The 17366-nt window shown below is 50.4% G+C and carries 14 protein-coding genes; 6 read left to right on the top strand and 8 right to left on the bottom strand.

All coding sequences use genetic code 11. The features are described 5' to 3' along the window. Positions 1-91 precede the first annotated feature (91 nt). A complete protein-coding gene (locus CWE07_RS01715) occupies positions 92-397 on the top strand; it encodes an STAS domain-containing protein (RefSeq protein WP_111568204.1) in 306 nt (101 codons plus the stop codon). 3 nt (positions 398-400) lie between these two features. Further along, positions 401-2077, top strand: a complete 1677-nt coding sequence (locus CWE07_RS01710) for a fused response regulator/phosphatase (RefSeq protein ID WP_111568203.1) — start codon at positions 401-403, stop codon at positions 2075-2077. Between the two features lie 7 nt (positions 2078-2084). On the opposite strand, the gene yciH is transcribed toward CWE07_RS01710, so the two are convergent. From yciH to CWE07_RS01695, 3 genes are all read right to left on the bottom strand, one after another. Next, a complete protein-coding gene (gene yciH, locus CWE07_RS01705; RefSeq protein ID WP_111568202.1) occupies positions 2085-2417 on the bottom strand; it encodes a stress response translation initiation inhibitor YciH in 333 nt (110 codons plus the stop codon). Further along, entirely contained in the window at positions 2417-3178 is a 762-nt protein-coding gene (locus CWE07_RS01700) for a hypothetical protein (protein ID WP_241973986.1), read from the bottom strand. The genes yciH and CWE07_RS01700 overlap by 1 nt, the downstream gene beginning before the upstream one ends. Before the next feature lie 63 nt (positions 3179-3241). Beyond that, positions 3242-3967 (bottom strand): sensor histidine kinase, encoded by a 726-nt coding sequence (locus CWE07_RS01695; protein ID WP_111568201.1) that lies wholly within the window; start codon positions 3965-3967, stop codon positions 3242-3244. A 223-nt stretch (positions 3968-4190) separates the two neighbouring features. Between CWE07_RS01695 and cysB the strand changes: the two genes are divergently transcribed. After that, on the top strand, positions 4191-5165 hold the full coding sequence (gene cysB / locus CWE07_RS01690; protein ID WP_111568200.1) for an HTH-type transcriptional regulator CysB: 975 nt from the start codon (positions 4191-4193) through the stop codon (positions 5163-5165). 83 nt (positions 5166-5248) lie between these two features. Here cysB and CWE07_RS01685 read toward each other — a convergent pair whose 3' ends face one another. The 3 genes from CWE07_RS01685 to pabB all read right to left on the bottom strand — a co-directional run bounded on the left by CWE07_RS01685 (position 5249) and on the right by pabB (position 8805). Next, positions 5249-6622 carry an L-serine ammonia-lyase gene (locus CWE07_RS01685; protein ID WP_111568199.1) on the bottom strand — a complete coding sequence of 458 codons (1374 nt, stop codon included), beginning with the start codon at positions 6620-6622 and terminating at the stop codon, positions 5249-5251. A gap of 70 nt (positions 6623-6692) precedes the next feature. Beyond that, positions 6693-7295, bottom strand: coding sequence for a CoA pyrophosphatase (locus tag CWE07_RS01680; RefSeq protein ID WP_111568198.1), 603 nt, complete (start codon positions 7293-7295; stop codon positions 6693-6695). Further along, positions 7285-8805 (bottom strand): aminodeoxychorismate synthase component I, encoded by a 1521-nt coding sequence (gene pabB, locus CWE07_RS01675; protein ID WP_241973985.1) that lies wholly within the window; start codon positions 8803-8805, stop codon positions 7285-7287. Before pabB ends, CWE07_RS01680 begins: the two co-directional genes overlap by 11 nt. Before the next feature lie 171 nt (positions 8806-8976). On the opposite strand from pabB, the gene CWE07_RS01670 reads away from it, so the two are divergent. Together CWE07_RS01670 and rmuC are read left to right on the top strand one after the other, a co-directional pair. Continuing rightward, positions 8977-10533 (top strand): fumarate hydratase, encoded by a 1557-nt coding sequence (locus CWE07_RS01670; RefSeq protein WP_111568197.1) that lies wholly within the window; start codon positions 8977-8979, stop codon positions 10531-10533. Between the two features lie 84 nt (positions 10534-10617). Beyond that, positions 10618-11919, top strand: coding sequence for a DNA recombination protein RmuC (gene rmuC / locus CWE07_RS01665; protein WP_111568196.1), 1302 nt, complete (start codon positions 10618-10620; stop codon positions 11917-11919). Here the strand turns inward: rmuC and CWE07_RS01660 are convergent. Together CWE07_RS01660 and CWE07_RS01655 are read right to left on the bottom strand one after the other, a co-directional pair. Beyond that, a complete protein-coding gene (locus CWE07_RS01660) occupies positions 11916-12902 on the bottom strand; it encodes a hypothetical protein (protein WP_111568195.1) in 987 nt (328 codons plus the stop codon). The two genes, rmuC and CWE07_RS01660, sit on opposite strands and share 4 nt — an antisense overlap. Before the next feature lie 70 nt (positions 12903-12972). Next, positions 12973-13563, bottom strand: coding sequence for a sn-glycerol-3-phosphate transporter (locus CWE07_RS01655; protein WP_157983196.1), 591 nt, complete (start codon positions 13561-13563; stop codon positions 12973-12975). Between the two features lie 260 nt (positions 13564-13823). Between CWE07_RS01655 and smc the strand changes: the two genes are divergently transcribed. Then, the gene (gene smc, locus CWE07_RS01650; RefSeq protein ID WP_111568193.1) at positions 13824-17333 is read left to right on the top strand and encodes a chromosome segregation protein SMC; all 3510 of its coding nucleotides are present in this window, start codon (positions 13824-13826) and stop codon (positions 17331-17333) included. Positions 17334-17366 lie beyond the last annotated feature (33 nt).

Here is a 17366-nt window from a genome sequence, read left to right as displayed (position 1 = left end):
TGATATATAATGTGGTCACAGGTTAAAAAAATGCGCGGGCTTTGACAAGTGAAGTCATTCAATCAGTTATAAATAAAATTAGAAGGTTTTCATGACACTCTCGACAGAATACTCCAATGATGGAAAGCAATTTATTATTCATGTCAAAGGCAAGTTCGATTTTGGCTTGGTGCAACAGTTTCGTCAGTCTTACGGTGACTTGAACGCGAGCACTGACAGTGTAGTGGTAGACTTTCGGGAAACAGAATATATCGACAGCTGCGCCCTGGGCATGTTGCTGAATATGCGTAAGTCACTGGGCGCAGGGGATAAGCCCATTCACTTGGTCAATTGCCGACCAGAAATTCGTAACATTTTAGAAATTGCGCGTTTCGATAAATTATTCCATATCGACTAAGGCATGCGAGTTCTCATTGTAGATGACCTTGATAGTAATCGTTTGCTATTAAGTGACATGGTCAGTGGTTTTGGTTACCAGTGTTTATCGGTTGACGATGGCGAGTCCGCAATTGCCGCGATGCCCATATTTCAGCCCGATATTGTCCTGCTTGACGTGTTGATGCCCGGTCGCAATGGCCTGGATACCGCACCTATCTTAAAAGACTTGGCAGCTGGGGTGCACCTGCCAATTATTTTTATTACCGCATTAGACGATCAACAAACACTCATTAACTGCTTAGCGGCAGGTGGTGACGATTTTATCAGTAAACCGTTTGCGTCTGTGGTGCTAGAAGCCAAATTGCGCGCGCATTATCGTAATCGCGAATTAAACATGTCGCTGGCTGAAAAAAATAAAGCATTGGCGTACCATTCCAGCCGTGTTGAACGTGAGCACCAAATCGTTGAGCATATTTTTCAAAATTCATTAGCGCGTAATTATCTCGACTACCCAAATTTGCACACCTATTTGTCGCCTATGTCGATGTTTAACGGCGATGTGCTACTTGCGGCGCCTGGGCCGCTTGGCAATATGTACATTTTTCTTGGCGACTTTACCGGGCACGGCTTGTCAGCCGCGGTGGGTGCATTGCCGATTTCACAAACTTTTTTTCGCATGGCCGATGAAGGTGCAGCTGTGGGTGATATGGTTCGCGAAATGAACCGTCGTTTACACGAGCTGCTGCCGACGGATATGTTTTTAGCCGGCTTACTCCTTGAAATTTCTGCCTCAGGCGAACGTGTCACCTACTGGAATGGCGGAATTCCGCCTGCACAGCTGATCCGCGGCAATGGCAAGGTCAGCACTGCGCTGGCGCCCGACCATTTGGCCCTTGGCATCATGTCTGATAGCGAATTCGATAGCCGGGTTGCCAGCTTACGCGTGGAGCATGACGATAGCTTGCTGCTATACACCGATGGGCTAATTGAACTACCGACTGCCAAAGGTTGGTTGGGCATTGCGGGATTGCAAGACATACTCACGCAAGTCACCAATATGGGCGAGCTTAGCCAACTAGTACGCCAACGCTTGCGCCATAAGCCGCAACGGGACGACGTGTCGATGGCGTGGTTACGCTGTAAACCTACTGGGCTGCAACGTGACTCGCGGCCTGTTGATCTTTCGCCGCTTGGTTTTGAGGCGACCTTTGAGTTGCAGGCTGCGGAGTTGAAAAGCGTTAATCCAGTCAATCGGATTGTCTCTACACTGGCCAATATTGAGGGTTTGGGCGCGTATAAATCGCAGATATTCATCGTGTTACAGGAAATCTATAATAACGCGGTTGAACACGGCATTTTACATTTAGACTCAAGCTTAAAGCAGTCAAGTGAAGGGTTTGAAGCCTATTATCAGTTGTATCAGCAACGCTTGGAGGCGCTGCAAGATGGCTGGGTACGCATGAAATTACAGTTTCAACCCAAGCAACGCAGGTTGTGTATTGAAGTCACAGACTCAGGACAAGGTTTCTGCCCGATACGCTCTGCGACTGCAGCCCTGGATGCCGACACGGCTGATACTGAGTACGGACGTGGACTTAACTTGGTTAGAGAGCTGTCAAGCCATTTGAGTTGGCGTGATAATGGCCGCACAGTGCGCTGTGAAATGCCTCTGCAACGAATCGATAGGCGTGGGGACTAGGGCCTGCTTAGCCCCCCGCAAGTTTGACGTGGTGGCCTTGGCGCTCAAGCCAGGCTTTGCAGGTGTCGCGCTGGTCGCCTTGTATTTCAATATCAAAGCCTTTGACGCTGCCACCGACACCGCAGTGTTTTTTTAACTGCTTCGCCACCTGCTTGAGCTCCTCAGGCGTCAACGCTAGGCCACGGATAATCGTAACCCCTTTGCCTTTACGGCCTTTGGTTTCACGCTGAATGCGCACAATACCGTCACTCGGCCCGCGCTCGGGTTCGGCGGGCGCTGGGTCAATTCGCCCGGCGTCAGTGCTGTACACCAACTGGGATAATTGGTCTTTTAAACTCATTACCACTTCTTCTTCGGTTGAAATAGTTCGTCTAATTCATCAACTTGTTTCGCGCGTTCCGCGGCATCGCGGGAATTAGTTTCGCGCAATGAGCTAGTGATTTCCTCAAGGGTTTGTTCGACTTGGCGCTTATGCTCGACAATATACTCGTTGCTGTAGCTTTGGTTATTCAGTGTCGACAGCGCTTTTTCGTAGTACTGGCGTGCAGAACCCGTCAAGTTCGATTGCAACGCTGACTGCCCACGGCGCTTTAAGCTTTCGACGGTAATGCGTAATTGACAGAACTCTAAGCGACGGTCCTCTTCATTAAACGTTTTTGCATCAACACGGCCACGGGCATGCTCTTTTTTAAGCACCGCACGCAATTTCTTCAGCGACTGAATCATGGTGATAATCTGTTTGTCGCTATCCGGTAGGGTGAACTGCTCGTTGACCAGAGTCGTGTCATCGGCTTTCATCGTACGCATCACGTCTTCATATTCTTGTAACCGGTCTTTGTAGCGCTGGTTCTTGGGATCAACTTCAACTAACTGTTTAAGCGAGTCGCGAGCACGCGCGTGCAGGGTATACACTAAACCGCGACCCACCGGAAAAGCACCGGCATTGGCAATTAAGGTTTCTGACTCGTCATAGGTATGGCGATGACGCGCGATCTTTTGTCTGCGCTCAAGCTCTTGACGCTGTCGATGTTGTTGGTAGGCATTCACACCAACCGCCAACAAGATAAGGCTGATAATGAGCAAAATAATGATATAAAGCATGCGTGAGCGAATCCTTATTAATTTGTTTTGCGTCGCGAACTAATACTAACTGACTTTTCTAAGTTACGGTAGATACAAGGTGAAAATGCCACCATTATCATTGGTTAACGTGATCTCGCCCAATTGTTGCTGGCGCTGATGCGATTGCGCAATTCGTTGGGCGAAGTAAAGCCCGAGACCTGTGCGCCCGCTCGCTAGGTTGGTTGGGCTTGGTTGTGACTGTGAAGGCGTGTAACGCGTAATCACGTGTTCCGGGTATCCCTCACCATCATCGGCGACTTGAATAGTGACGCCCTGCTGCAGTGCTTTGGCAGTGATAACGACCCGGCTGCTGGCGTAGCGAATCGCGTTTGCAACCACATCTTGCAGTAACACAGCAACCACCTGTTGGTCGATAAACCCCTCAAGCCCATCGTCCACCTCAGCGTGGACTGTAATCTGGTGGTGGCGCGCGTAAAACTCGGTGTCGGCGACAATATCTTCAATTAATTCCTCAATTATGCAGCGCTCTAAGCTGAGCACAATCGTGGTTGCTTCTTGCCGATATAAATTGAGCAATTGGGTTAAGCTGACGTTCAAGCGTAGAGTTTCATAGTACATGTCGGCGAGAGTAAGCGCCTGCTCACTGCCTTCAAGCTGGTTCGCCAAGGTTTGCATTTGTTGCAGCTGCAGTTGCAATGAATTCTTCATGTCATGGGCAGCAGCACTTAATATGGTAGCGAAATCGATACCTTGTTGCTGCGCATCACTGCTGTGAACGGCACGGCTTGTGGCTTCCTGATTCAGCATGCTTGATAGTTCCTGTCGCTAACGCGGTGTCTATGATGGTGTATCGGCTGACAATGAAACAACCTAAATATAGTTTAGATCAAACGATTGCCATGGATTAAATTTGACACTTTGCATAGATATTGACAATCTTATACTTGATGGGAATAACGGTGCCATTCTCGGCACAGAGTAGACAGATGTTAGCTGGGCGCTTGCCGAGCTTAACTAAGGCAATCGAGCTATGAAATTGCAACAACTGCGTTATATCGTAGAAGTTCTCAACAACAACTTGAACGTGTCTGCAACAGCAGAGAACTTGTACACATCGCAACCTGGTATTAGTAAGCAAGTACGCATGCTGGAAGATGAACTAGGGGTGCAAATTTTTGGTCGCAGCGGTAAACACTTGACCCATGTGACACCCGCTGGCCAAGAGGTGATTGAGATCGCGCAGCACATTTTATCTAAAGTGGATGCGATTAAATCAGTGGCTGCGGAGCACACCAAGCCGAATCAAGGCAAGCTGAATATCGCGACCACCCATACCCAAGCTCGATACGCGTTACCGCCTGTTATTCGCCGTTTTATCGATAAATATCCGCAGGTGTCATTGCATATGCACCAAGGCTCACCGCAACAAATCAGCGAAGCGGCCGCCAAGGGTAAGGCGGACTTCGCAATTGCCACCGAAGCGCTGCATTTATATAACGATTTGGTGATGCTGCCTTGTTATCACTGGAATCGCAGTATTTTGGTGCCCAAAGGACACCCGCTGACACAAATAAGTAAGGTCAGTATTGAAGACGTTGCCAGTTTCCCATTGGTTACTTATGTGTATGGCTTTACCGGGCGCTCACAACTTGATAAAGCATTTTCGCGAGCAGGCTTAGAGCCACAGATCGTATTTACCGCCACCGATGCTGATGTGATTAAAACCTATGTACGCATGGGTCTGGGTATTGGTGTGGTCGCGACCATGGCCTATGAACCTGGCAAGGACAGTGATTTAGTTGCAATTCCAGCCGGGCATTTGTTTGAACACTCAACCACCAAGATTGGGTTCCGTAAAGGCACCTTCTTACGTAGCTATATGTATGACTTCATCGAGGGTTTTGCACCACACTTAACCAAAGACGTGGTAGAAAAGGCGATGACGATGCGCAGTTACGATGAACTTGAAGAAATGTTTAAAACCTTCGATTTACCGAGTTATTAAATCGATATATTGGTGCAGCCTTACTCGCCAAGAGGCCCGCAATGTGCGGGCCTCTCTGGTTTTTTGCATGCTAAACGTTGGTGTTAACACTCAATAATATTGACCGCCAGGCCACCGCGTGCGGTTTCCTTATATTTGCTTTTCATATCATTACCTGTGTCCCACATGGTCTTAATGACTTTGTCCAGGGACACTTTATGGTCACCACTGCCACGCAATGCTAAACGCGCGGCATTGATAGCTTTAACTGAGCCCATTGCATTACGCTCAATACAAGGCACTTGCACTAAACCACCGACAGGGTCACAGGTCAGGCCTAAGTTATGCTCCATACCAATTTCGGCGGCACATTCTACCTGACCAGGTTTGCCACCCATGACTTCAGCCAGTGCTCCAGCTGCCATTGAACAGGCCACACCGACTTCGCCTTGGCAGCCCACCTCGGCACCAGAAATGGACGCATTCTTTTTATATAAAATGCCGATAGCCGCAGAGGTTAGCAGGAAGTTAATCACGTCATCGTCGCTAAGTTTGCGAACAAAGGTGTCGGCGTACTTCATCACCGCAGGAATAATGCCTGCAGCGCCGTTAGTCGGTGCGGTAACAATGCGGCCGCCAGCAGCATTCTCTTCATTCACAGCAAGGGCATATAAGTTCACCCAGTCCATCGCCCCCATCGGGTCTTGCGTGGTTTCGGTGCTCAGGCAACGGTATAGACCCGGTGCGCGACGTTTAACTTTCAGCCCCCCTGGCAAGATACCTTCAGTCGCAATGCCGTTATCAATGCAATCTTGCATGGTTTGCCAAATATGCAGTAAACCACTGCGAATATCCTGCTCACTGCGCACTACACGCTCATTGGCCATCATCAATTGGCTAATACTTATGCCATGTTGCTGACACTGCGCCAGTAAGTCCGCCGCCGAATCAAACGGGTGGGGGATCGGTTGGCTGCTTTGCTCAATCGCTTCTTCTAAGGTGTCATCAAAGTCTTTGTCTTTGACAATAAAGCCACCACCAATTGAGTAGTAGAGGTCTTTGTAAAGTAGCTCTTCGCCTGCGTAGGCGCGTAATTCCATCGCGTTGGCATGCTTGGGCATAGATTTACGGCGATGAAAAGTAATGGCGCCTTGGCGCGGGAACTTCACCGCATGGGTGCCAATTAACGGCAGCCGTTGGCTACTTTCTACCGTAGCTAGAAAGTCATCAATTTTGCTGGTGTCGACGCTTTCTGGTAACTCGCCGGCCAAACCCAGAATCACGGCTTTGCCAGTACCATGACCTTTACCGGTTTGCCCCAGTGAGCCGAATAATTCGGCTTTAACGTGGGTGACACGTTGAATACCAAACTGCTGGTCTACTTCACGAATAAAGTCATGCGCCGCGCGCATAGGCCCCACGGTGTGGGAACTCGAAGGGCCGATACCTACCTTATACATGTCGAACACGCTAATCATGCGTTCACTCCAATTCATCCTATCGTGATTTGCCCGTTAGTGTGGGGGCGAAAGTGGTTGCTTGCAAGTGCTAGTTAAGTGGTCGGTACAGCGCTTTATATTCGGGCCGTAGCTGTTCGCTTAAACTACGCACTATGCCTGCAGTAGCGCCCCAGATTATGCGTTGTTGCCACGGAATAAACCAGATGCGCTGCATGTCTAAGCGTTCCGCCGTGAACGCAAAATGTTGCTGATGCTGCAATAATTCGTGTAAAGGCACGCTAAATACATCGCCAACTTCATTGGCGTCGGGTTGCCACTGCGGTTGCGCGGCAAGAAAACCGACATATGGGCGAATTAAAAAACGACTCACCACCGGCATATCAGGGAGTTGCCCCAAGAGCTCGACTTGCGCTCTGTCAACGCCCAGCTCTTCCTCAAATTCACGTAGCGCAGTGTCCGCAAGGCTGTTGTCATGATGTTCACTGCGCCCGCCAGGAAAGCAAATTTGGCCTGCATGATGGCGCAGGTGCTGGCTACGCGTGGTAAATACCACTTCTAAGCCGCGCTCACTTTCATACATAGGGATCAGCACCGCCGACGCCGCTAATGACTGTTGTGTCGAAAAGCGCGTGGGGCTCGGTGGCGCGAGCATAAATCGGGTCAGGAAGTCAGTTCGCGTTTTAATCGGCACGCTGACCTCCTAAGGGCTGGCCATCAGCGGTATTGGCCAGAGGCTTATCTCTGTGGCCGCGATTGAGTGCGGTCAGCAGTGGTACAATTCGTTTCACTTTATCAAAGGTTTCCTGATACTCAGCAGCGGCATCTGAATCGAGTACAATACCGCCACCCGCCCAACAATACAGGTGTTGCTGACACGCCACTAGCGTACGAATCGCAATATTCGTGTCGCAACTACCGTCCTGATTGATATAACCAATGCTGCCGCAATACACACTGCGCCGATGCGGCTCTAACGACTCAATGATCTGCATCGCACTGACTTTGGGGGCGCCGGTGATTGAGCCACCGGGGAAAGCGGCTTGTAATAAGGCTACGGAATCAAGGGGATCGGCAAGCTGGCCTTCAATGGTGCTGACTAAGTGATGAACCGCGGCGAAACTTTCGATACTGAATAATTTGGGTACTCGCACGCTATTGGGCAGGCAAGTTCGCGACAGATCATTTCTCAGCAGATCCACTATCATCAAGTTCTCAGCTTGGTCTTTGCCCGATTGCTGCAATTGCGCCAAATTTAGCTCATCTTGCACAGGGTCGGCAGCTCGAGGTCGGGTGCCTTTGATCGGTTTGGTTTGCACCTTGCCCGTGCTTGAACTTTGAATAAAGCGCTCAGGTGACAGACTCAAAACCTGTCCGTCGGGTACATTCAAGTAGGCCGAAAACGGCGCGCGATTGGCTTCACGCAACGCCTGATAGGCTTGCCATGTGCTACCTGTATAAGGCGCGCAAAAGCGCTGTGCAAGGTTAATTTGGTAACAGTCACCAGCATTTAAATGGGCTTTAATCTGCCCAATCCGGGTGTGGTAATCCGCCTCACTCATGTTGCTCTGCCATGCCGCAGTAAGATAGAAATCCGCCTCGCCAAGACGATGGATAGGTTGCCAAAAGTCGGCTACCTGTTGTTCCCAATCGCCAGTTTGCAACTGGGTTTCTGGGCCCAAGATAAAGCTGCGTTTTGCGTGGTGGTCAATGACAATGGCGTGTTGATAAAAACCGAGCGCGATGTCCGCAAGTGCAATATCGGCTTCGGCGGCGTGCACCTGACTACTGTCATGTCGTGGGCTGGATGCCGCATCAACAGGCAATGCGCGTGCAGCGGGGGTAATGGTTTCGCACCAGCGCCCCGCGTCGTAACCTAAATAGCCCAAAGCGCCACCGGTAAATGGTAACGCATGTGTACCGCGATAGGCTGGCACCTTGGCTAAGCATTGACTAAGTTCAGCAAATGGCGAGGCGTCGGGGGTCTGCGCATGTCGATACGTCAGAGTCATCAGTGGCTGGCGCACAATGATATCGTAACGACTGTTCTGGTGCTCACTAGCTGCGGAATCAAGCAGCATGGCCCAAGGCTCATCAGCAAATGGGGTAAAAATAGCGAGCGCGTCGCTCCACTTTGAATAGTCAACTTCGCGACTGGTCAGATACATGGGGTCGCGAGTTGATGCTTGAGGGGCTGCATGCATATAAAACCTGTCTCCAACTGGCAGCGCAATGGCAAACAGAGTATCATAATCAACGATTTCGGGACACGCTATCCCGGCCTGCACTCGCATGCGGGTGTATCAAATACCAGACAACCAGAACCGTGTTGGCTGCCGCAAGGTTGCTGCACATCGACTGACATGAGGTAAGCTATGTCTGCTGCAAAAGGTGCTGTTACGGGCGGCGCACAAACCATTAAACAACAAGATTTCATTGATAGTATTGCTGATGCTTTGCAATTTATCTCCTACTATCACCCACTTGATTTCGTTGAAGCCTTGGCCGATGCCTACGAGCGCGAGCAGAGTGAGGCAGCCAAGCACGCGATCGCACAAATGCTGCAAAATTCGCGGATGTCTGCACAAGGTCACCGGCCGATTTGCCAAGACACTGGTATTGTAACGTGTTTTGTCAAGGTCGGGATGGACGTGAAGTGGGACAAAACCGACATGACAGTGCAGCAGATGGTTGATGAAGGCACCCGCCGTGCATACAACAACCCAGACAACCCTTTACGTGCATCCATCGTGGCCGACCCGGCCGGGGCGCGCAAAAACACCGGTGACAACACACCAGCCGTGGTTCACATTGACATGGTGCACGGTGGCTGTGTTGAGGTCATGATTGCGGCCAAAGGTGGCGGGTCCGAAAACAAATCGAAGATGGTGATGTTAAACCCAAGCGACTCAATTGCTGATTGGGTGGTGGAAACCTTGCCGAAGATGGGCGCTGGTTGGTGCCCGCCTGGGATGATTGGTTTAGGCATTGGCGGCACTGCGGAAAAGTCTGCGGTACTCGCAAAAGAGTCATTGATGGACCCAGTCGATATTCAGGAGCTGATAGCACGTGGTCCAAACAACGCAGAGGAAGCGTTGCGCCTGGAAATCTATGAGCGCGTCAACAAGCTGGGTATTGGTGCCCAAGGCTTAGGCGGTTTGACCACTGTGGTTGATGTGAAAATCAAGTCATTACCGACCCATGCGGCGTCGAAGCCTGTCACCTTGATACCAAACTGCGCGGCAACTCGCCACGTACACTTTACCCTTGATGGCAGCGGTGCAGCCGACTTACAGCCGCCTAAGTTGGAAGACTGGCCAGATATCACCTTTGAAGTTGGCGAGAATGTACGTCGAGTGAATTTAGACACGCTGAAAAAAGACGACGTACTGGAATGGCAAATGGGTGAAACCGTGTTGCTGAGCGGTAAGCTGTTAACTGGACGCGATGCAGCACATAAACGTATTGCGGATATGCTCAGCAAAGGCGAGAAGCTACCGGTCGATTTCACCAATAAATTTATTTATTACGTCGGCCCAGTTGACCCTGTTGGCAATGAGGCAGTAGGCCCAGCCGGTCCTACCACCGCAACGCGGATGGATAAATTTACCGATACCATGCTGGAGCAAACTGGCATTATTGGCATGATTGGTAAGGCTGAACGCGGCCAGAAAACCGTTGAAAGTATCGCTCAGCATAAAGCGGTGTATTTGATGGCGGTTGGCGGCGCCGCTTACTTAGTGGCAAAAGCAATTAAGAAAGCTGAGGTGGTGGCATTTGACGACTTGGGTATGGAAGCTATTTACGAATTTGAAGTAGAAGACATGCCAGTGACTGTTGCGGTAGACTCCCAAGGTAACAATGCGCACCAAGCAGGGCCTGCAACATGGGCGGTGAAGATTGCCGAAGCGGATGCTGCACTGAGTAAATAACGCAAAGTCGTTAGCGTAACGCATTATGAAGCCTGCCTAGTTTATCTACGCAGGCTTTTTTTAAATTTAAGTTGGGAGTTCAACATGCAATGGACCTTTGAGTGGTGGCAAGCACTTGCTGCGGGCGCTGGTGTGCTGTTAGTGGGTGGGTTGCTAGGGTATGGGTGGCAGCGTCAGCCGCAGCGTTTGTTGGCGCAACAGCTGTCCGAGCAACAAAGTCAGTTGCAGCAATTACAGCAACAACTCAGAGAGGCGCAGCATGACAGCCAGCAACTCCAGGTTAAATTGGCGAGTACGCGCACGGCAGCCGAACAACAACGCGCCCATGCAGATGAGAAAATCGAATTATTGAAGAAAAGTGAAGCGCGCTTAGAAAAAGAATTTGAGCGTTTAGCCGCGCGTATTTTAGAACAGACATCGGCACAATTTGCCAAGCGCAATCAAGATGATCTACAACATACGTTAGCTCCACTGCGCCAACAGATTGACCGCTTTGGTCAGCAGGTCGCGGCTCAGTTCAGTGATGAAACGAAGCAACGTGCGTTTTTAACCCAGCAGTTAAATCAACTGCGCGAACTAAACCAGCATATGGCTAGCGAAGCGCGTGCATTAACCTTGGCGCTGAAAGGCGACAATAAGCAGCAAGGCAATTGGGGCGAAGTGGTGCTTGCGCGCATGCTGGAACAATCGGGGCTGCGCGAGGGGCACGAATATACCACCCAAGCCCAACATAAAGATGAGCAAGGCAAGGCGTTTAAACCCGATGTGGTGGTGCATCTACCGAACCAAAAAGATGTGGTAATTGACTCGAAAGTGTCGCTGGTGGCTTATGAGCGTTACTTCAATAGTGACGACGACCTAGTCCGCCAAGCATCATTGCAGGAACATATTCAGTCGTTGCGTCAGCACATTAAGCAATTAGGTAAGAAAAATTACCACAGCTTAGATGGTGTTCGAACGCTGGATTATGTGTTGTTATTTGTGCCATTAGAACCAGCATTCCTGCTGGCGGTGGATAAAGATCCTGAGTTGATTTCATTAGCGCTGGACAACAATATTATGTTGGTCAGCCCGACCAATTTACTCGTTGCACTGCGCACTGTGCATAATATTTGGCAATATGAATATCAAAATCAGAATGCACAGCGTATCGCTGGTGACGCAGCTCGCTTGTATGACAAGTTTGTCGGCTTCGTTGACGATATGAATAAGGTACGGGGGGCGCTGGATGCGTCCACCAAACATTTAGACAGTGCCTTCAATAAACTGTCTGAAGGCCGTGGCAACTTAGTTAGCCGGGTTGAGAAGTTTCGCAGCTTGGGCGTGCAGCCGAATAAACGTCTGGCTGACAGCGCAGTGCTGGACGACGAGCAGGGTGCAGATTAGTCTGCGCCCTGTGGTTTGTCTGACAATTCAAAATAGGTACCGAACTGTTGATTATAAATCTGTTGGTAGTAAGCCTGCTCGGCTTCCGGCACCCAACTCATATGCAAATCAAAATACCCGCGCTGTTTCACGCTATCGGTAATTGCACGGTCAAGATCAGCAAGGAATCGGCGGCTCACATCAGAGCGGCTGCACATCACGTAACCCAGTAGTGGCTCGCTGGCTTCGCGCAGTGGAACAACCAGCAGCTCTGGTTCAAGTTGGCGCAAATCCATAAAATGACGCATTTCCACTGAATTATGCAGTGACATGTCGATACGTCCGTTGAGCAACATGTCGAATAACCCAGTAGCGCGATCAGGAACGGTACGTATCCAAACTTGTCCGTTTGGTTCGAGTGTTTGAATCACGCTATCGACTGCAGGGGTGTACGAGCGGCCGCGCATAGCGCCAAGTACGAGTTCAGGCCCGAGCTCTACTAGCACTTCAAGGGGGACATGTCCGTCTGGACTGCGGTTAATTAAGTCGCGCACTTGCGCCGCGCGTGGGTGGCTCGCCAACATGTAGAGGCGCAATGGTGGAAAAACTACCTGAGGTTGTGATGAAAAATAGCCCAATGCACTGCGTTCTGCTGTTTTGACCGCTTTTGGCCAACAATAGTTGGTACGTTGCTGCATTTCGCTAAGCGCTCTGGGTGCATTGATAAAGCGTGAATGAAGCTGGTAATCGCTCAGGTAAGGCGAATAGAAGTCGAACAGCTGGGCTCTGATGTCCAGCACTGGCGAGTTGCCCCCGGCGTACGCACTTGGGTGGATATCACTGATAATAACAATGTCGGTGCGATTTGCCTGAGCCTGAAGAGCTTCAGTGGTTTGCGTGTTATTCGTTACCTCACTTGCTACCGTCGTTAGGCTGAGCAGCAGACAACAGGTTGTTACGGAACGAGCCCAATGGCGTACAGATTTGCCGAGATGAGCGTACATACTTCACCGCTATTGTTAACATTACCGTTACAATCATATAGTAGTAATGTTGACTAATGCAATAGCGGTGTTAAAAGCTGTAACCCACGTTTAGCATGACGCCAGACGTACCAAAAAGAATCATCTCACCATTAAACCGTTGATAATGCAGGGTCAAACTAGGAATGGCGGCAGGCGCGGTGCCAAAGCTATTGAATGGAATTTTATCTTGAAATTCATTGCGATAACCATGAATAAAGCCCGCACCTACTTTGACTCGCGCTTGCCATGACTCGCGTTGCCAAATGGCTTGCGTAAAGCCAGCGTAGGCGAAAATGGTACTCTGGTCGAATGAGTTACGAAAGTGCGCGATACCGAGCATAGGGTCAGCTTCCGCTAAGCGTTCGAATCGTTGCTGTAGTGGTCGCGTGACAAAATTATCGCCATAGCGCTCAATGCCTAAAAAGCGTTGCGTATTGTTATGCTCGGGACGTGGGTTAAAGTGCGTAGTCCAAAGTGATGTGCTGAGGTTGTATTTGACCGCCTCGCCATTGATATCGATGGTTTGGCGCGGTTCAGCGGCGACTGCGGCTGAGCTGGCGAATAGGCAGGTTGCCACCAGCGCGCTACGCTGACCAAATGCTGAATCGTTACTGAAGAACCGCAGCTTAGACTTTAACAATTCATTCCACACCCGTCATGACTCCCTTCGTTCGTCTTGGCTTTGGGCTGCAAGATTGGCTTTACATCTTGGTAAAACAATCGCAAATGCCCGTAGTAAAAGCGCTATAGTGTAGTAATTTCGAGGCTTTAGCGCAATTCGAATCGTGTAGATTTGCAGCTTACTAACATTCTTGTGGAAACACGTAGTTTACCGCTAGACTAGTGATTGAAATGAAGATTCCATAGCAACCTGACAACGCCAATAATAATACCAACTACATGCGCCTAAATTATATCAAACTTGCTGGTTTTAAATCTTTTGTGGACGCCACAAAGGTGCCTTTTCCCGACCAAATGACCTGTGTGGTGGGGCCAAACGGCTGTGGTAAATCAAATGTGATTGACGCGGTACGCTGGGTGTTGGGTGAAAGTTCGGCGAAAAATCTGCGTGGCGACGCCATGACCGATGTTATTTTTAATGGTTCCAGTGCGCGCAAACCTGTGTCCAGAGCCAGTGTTGAGTTGGTTTTTGATAATAGCGAAGGGCGCTTACAAGGCGAATTCGCTAGCTATAACGATATTTCGGTCAAACGCGTGGTGACCCGCGATGGGCAGTCCAATTACTTCTTGAACGGCAGCAAATGTCGTCGTCGCGACATTACTGATTTGTTTTTAGGTACTGGCTTAGGGCCGCGCAGTTACGCCATTATCGAACAAGGCATGATATCCAAATTGATTGAGTCACGTCCGCAAGAACTACGCGTCTTTATCGAAGAAGCAGCGGGGATTTCAAAATATAAAGAGCGGCGCAAAGAAACTGAAAACCGGATGCGCAAAACCCATGAAAACCTCGAGCGCCTAACCGACGTGCGCGATGAGCTAGGCACGCAATTAAGCAAGTTGCAACGCCAAGCGGCGGCGGCACAGCGTTATAAAGCATTAAAAGCCGAAGAGCGCGAACTTAAGGCACAGTTGCAGGGTTTACGTTGGAACCACTACCAGCAACAATGCGATCTCAATGAACAACAGTTAGCTGAACAACAAACCGAGCTTGAACGTTGGGTGGCGCAGCAACGTGGCTCCGAGCATGGTCAACACCAGTTGCGTGAACAGCAACAAGACCTCAAAGATCAGTTGGACGATGCGACCCAGCAGTTTTATCAGTGCAATAATGAAATTACCCGCATCGAACAAGGGTTGCAGCACCAACGGCAACTGGCGGAGCAACGCCGCAAAGATCTTCAGGATGCGACATGGCAGTTGTCCCAACTTGACCAAGAGTATCAAGCTGAGCATGACGAACAGGCTACGTTTGAAGCGGATCTTGTGCGCTTAGAGCCTATGATTGCGCTACATCAAGCCAAGCAAGAAGAAGCGGCGGCGCGTCTGGATACGCACGATGACGCGATAGAGCAAGCACAAGCTAAACTTCAGCAGGCGCAGCAGCAGGTTGAGCACCAGCGTCAACAAGTCCAGGTCATCAGCACTCAGCTTGAGGGCCAGCAGGCATTGACGCAGCGCTTGTTGCAGCAGCAGCGAGACACCGAGCAGCGTATCGAAACTATAAAGCACCAAACCATTGAAGCACAGTTGGCGCAAGCAAACGCTGAACTTTTGCAGCAACAGCAGCAGCTAAGCGCCGCAGAAGCGGCCCATAGCCAAGCGGAGCATGACCTCAACCAAGCTCAAATGGAACTTGAAAACCAGCGTCAAGCACAGCAAAGCGTCGAGCAAGATTGGCTAAATGTGAATAGCCAATTAGATAGTTATCAGACCTTACTTGATAACGCGGATACACCACCGAGCGAGGCACTGCAAACCTGGTTAGAGCAATATGAGTGGCGCCCACTGCGCGAGTTGTTGCAGGTTGACGATGTCTATAGTTTGGCTGTCGAGGCAGTGGCTGAGCCTTGGCTGAATGCGCCGGTTTTGTTGGGTCAAGACGTTGATACTATTGTCACTGCCCCAGGGCAGCATGGTCAACTGTTAGCGCTTGATACGGAGCAGCCAGCACCTCCCTCTGCGAGTTTAGCGCACCATTTGCTGGCGCGTTCAGTCAGCGGCGGCAAGGACTCGATTAAGCAGGGGCTAGGTGCTTACTTCAGCTTATTTCGCCAGGTTGCTTGGATACCCGATGGAGCCGAGGCATTGGCGACATTACGCCAAAGCGGGCTGGCGATGGGGGTCGACGAGAAAGGGCGAATTTACACCAAAGATGCTTGGCGTCAGACACCCCAAGATGGTCATCAGGTATTGGCCTGGCAGCGTATGTGGGACGCTTTAAACGCCCGTAAGCAAACCCTTGAGCCGCAACGCAGCCTGGTAACACAGCAAGTGCACAAGGCCCAAGATGCGTTGCAACAAGCGAAACAGCAAGCTCAACAAACTCAGCAGCGTTGGCGCGACGCCCACCAGCAAAGTGTGCAGCTCACGGCTCAATGTGACACCTTGCGTCGGCAGCATAGCGATCAACAGCATCGCCTCGATGAGTTACAGCTTGAACTTGAGCAGGTCAGTTTGCAGCTTGCTGAGCACACTGAAAAAAGCCACATGCTGGCGCTTGAACGCGAGGAGTACGCCGACCAACTCGCTCAGCACAACCCCCAGTTACAGCAGCTGCAACAGCGGGTTAATGATTTGAAGCAAGAGCTGCAGCCGCTTCGCGATCAGTTTCAGCAACTGCAACAGCAAGGTCATCAGCTCAACCTGCAAGTGCAACAGTCGAAGCAAGGCGCGCAGCACAGTGAGCGTAATTTAGCACGCTTGCAGCAAAGCAAAGTTCAATTGCAACAGCGAATTGATTTGCTGAGCGCTAGCGAGAGCGACGTAGACACTGAGCTTGAGCAAGCACAATTAGAAGAAGCGCTATTACGTCGTGAAGAAGCAGAAACACGGCGCCGTGATCTAGGTGAACAGCTGGCTCAGGTAGACGCTGAAATTCGAACCCTCAACCAAGGCCAGCAAGGGGTTCAACAGCGCATCGAAGCGCAACGTGAAAAAGTTGAAGCCAGTAAGCTGGCATTAACCGCTGCGCGTGAGCGCGGACACAGTTTGCTCGAAGGGCTACAAGAAACAGGTTACTCACTGAAGCAAGTCTTGGAAAGTATGCCTGCAGACGCAGATGAAGCGGCTTGGCAGCAACGGCTTGATAAGATTAGCCGCAGCCTGCAACAACTCGGCGCGATTAACTTAGCGGCGATAGAAGAAGCCCAGGCACAAGCTGAGCGCAAAGCGTACCTGGATGCCCAGCACGATGACTTAACCCAGTCGCTAGCGCTACTGGAAGACGCGATTAAGAAGATAGATAAAGAAACACGCCAACGTTTTCGCAAAACTTTCGATCAAGTAAACAGTGACTTAGGACAGCTGTTTCCGAAGGTTTTTGGTGGCGGGAGTGCATATTTAGCGTTAACAGATGATGACTTACTGGAAACAGGTGTTACCATTATGGCGCGGCCACCAGGCAAGAAAAATAGTACGATTCATTTGCTTTCGGGTGGCGAAAAAGCGCTAACCGCATTATCGTTAGTATTTGCAATTTTCCGCCTCAATCCAGCGCCGTTTTGTATGCTGGACGAGGTCGATGCACCATTAGATGATGCGAACGTCGGACGTTTTTGTCGCTTAGTGGAAGAAATGTCGGAAACAGTACAATTTATTTATATTAGCCATAATAAAATTGCTATGGAAATGGCAACCCATTTAGCTGGGGTCACCATGCAGGAGCCGGGTGTTAGCCGGTTAGTAGCCGTGGATGTTGACGCCGCCGTTGCGATGGCGGAAGCTTAATTGAGGCGGTATTGGGTTCCCCAGCGCAGTTGC

Origin of the sequence: Aliidiomarina maris (assembly GCF_003987335.1) — a bacterium.
Lineage (GTDB): Bacteria > Pseudomonadota > Gammaproteobacteria > Enterobacterales > Alteromonadaceae > Aliidiomarina > Aliidiomarina maris.
Note: the sequence above shows the minus strand (reverse complement) of the source record. Positions and strands in the feature narration are given on the sequence as shown.

Bases quoted from the DNA above. Each gene is read 5' to 3' on its own strand.
- CWE07_RS01715 (WP_111568204.1), top strand. From the start codon at position 92: ATGACACTCTCGACAGAATACTCCAATGATGGAAAGCAATTTATTATT.
- CWE07_RS01710 (WP_111568203.1), top strand. From the start codon at position 401: ATGCGAGTTCTCATTGTAGATGACCTTGATAGTAATCGTTTGCTATTA.
- yciH (WP_111568202.1), bottom strand. From the start codon at position 2,417: ATGAGTTTAAAAGACCAATTATCCCAGTTGGTGTACAGCACTGACGCC.
- CWE07_RS01700 (WP_241973986.1), bottom strand. From the start codon at position 3,178: ATGCTTTATATCATTATTTTGCTCATTATCAGCCTTATCTTGTTGGCG.
- CWE07_RS01695 (WP_111568201.1), bottom strand. From the start codon at position 3,967: ATGCTGAATCAGGAAGCCACAAGCCGTGCCGTTCACAGCAGTGATGCG.
- cysB (WP_111568200.1), top strand. From the start codon at position 4,191: ATGAAATTGCAACAACTGCGTTATATCGTAGAAGTTCTCAACAACAAC.
- CWE07_RS01685 (WP_111568199.1), bottom strand. From the start codon at position 6,622: ATGATTAGCGTGTTCGACATGTATAAGGTAGGTATCGGCCCTTCGAGT.
- pabB (WP_241973985.1), bottom strand. From the start codon at position 8,805: ATGCATGCAGCCCCTCAAGCATCAACTCGCGACCCCATGTATCTGACC.
- CWE07_RS01670 (WP_111568197.1), top strand. From the start codon at position 8,977: ATGTCTGCTGCAAAAGGTGCTGTTACGGGCGGCGCACAAACCATTAAA.
- rmuC (WP_111568196.1), top strand. From the start codon at position 10,618: ATGCAATGGACCTTTGAGTGGTGGCAAGCACTTGCTGCGGGCGCTGGT.
- CWE07_RS01660 (WP_111568195.1), bottom strand. From the start codon at position 12,902: ATGTACGCTCATCTCGGCAAATCTGTACGCCATTGGGCTCGTTCCGTA.
- smc (WP_111568193.1), top strand. From the start codon at position 13,824: ATGCGCCTAAATTATATCAAACTTGCTGGTTTTAAATCTTTTGTGGAC.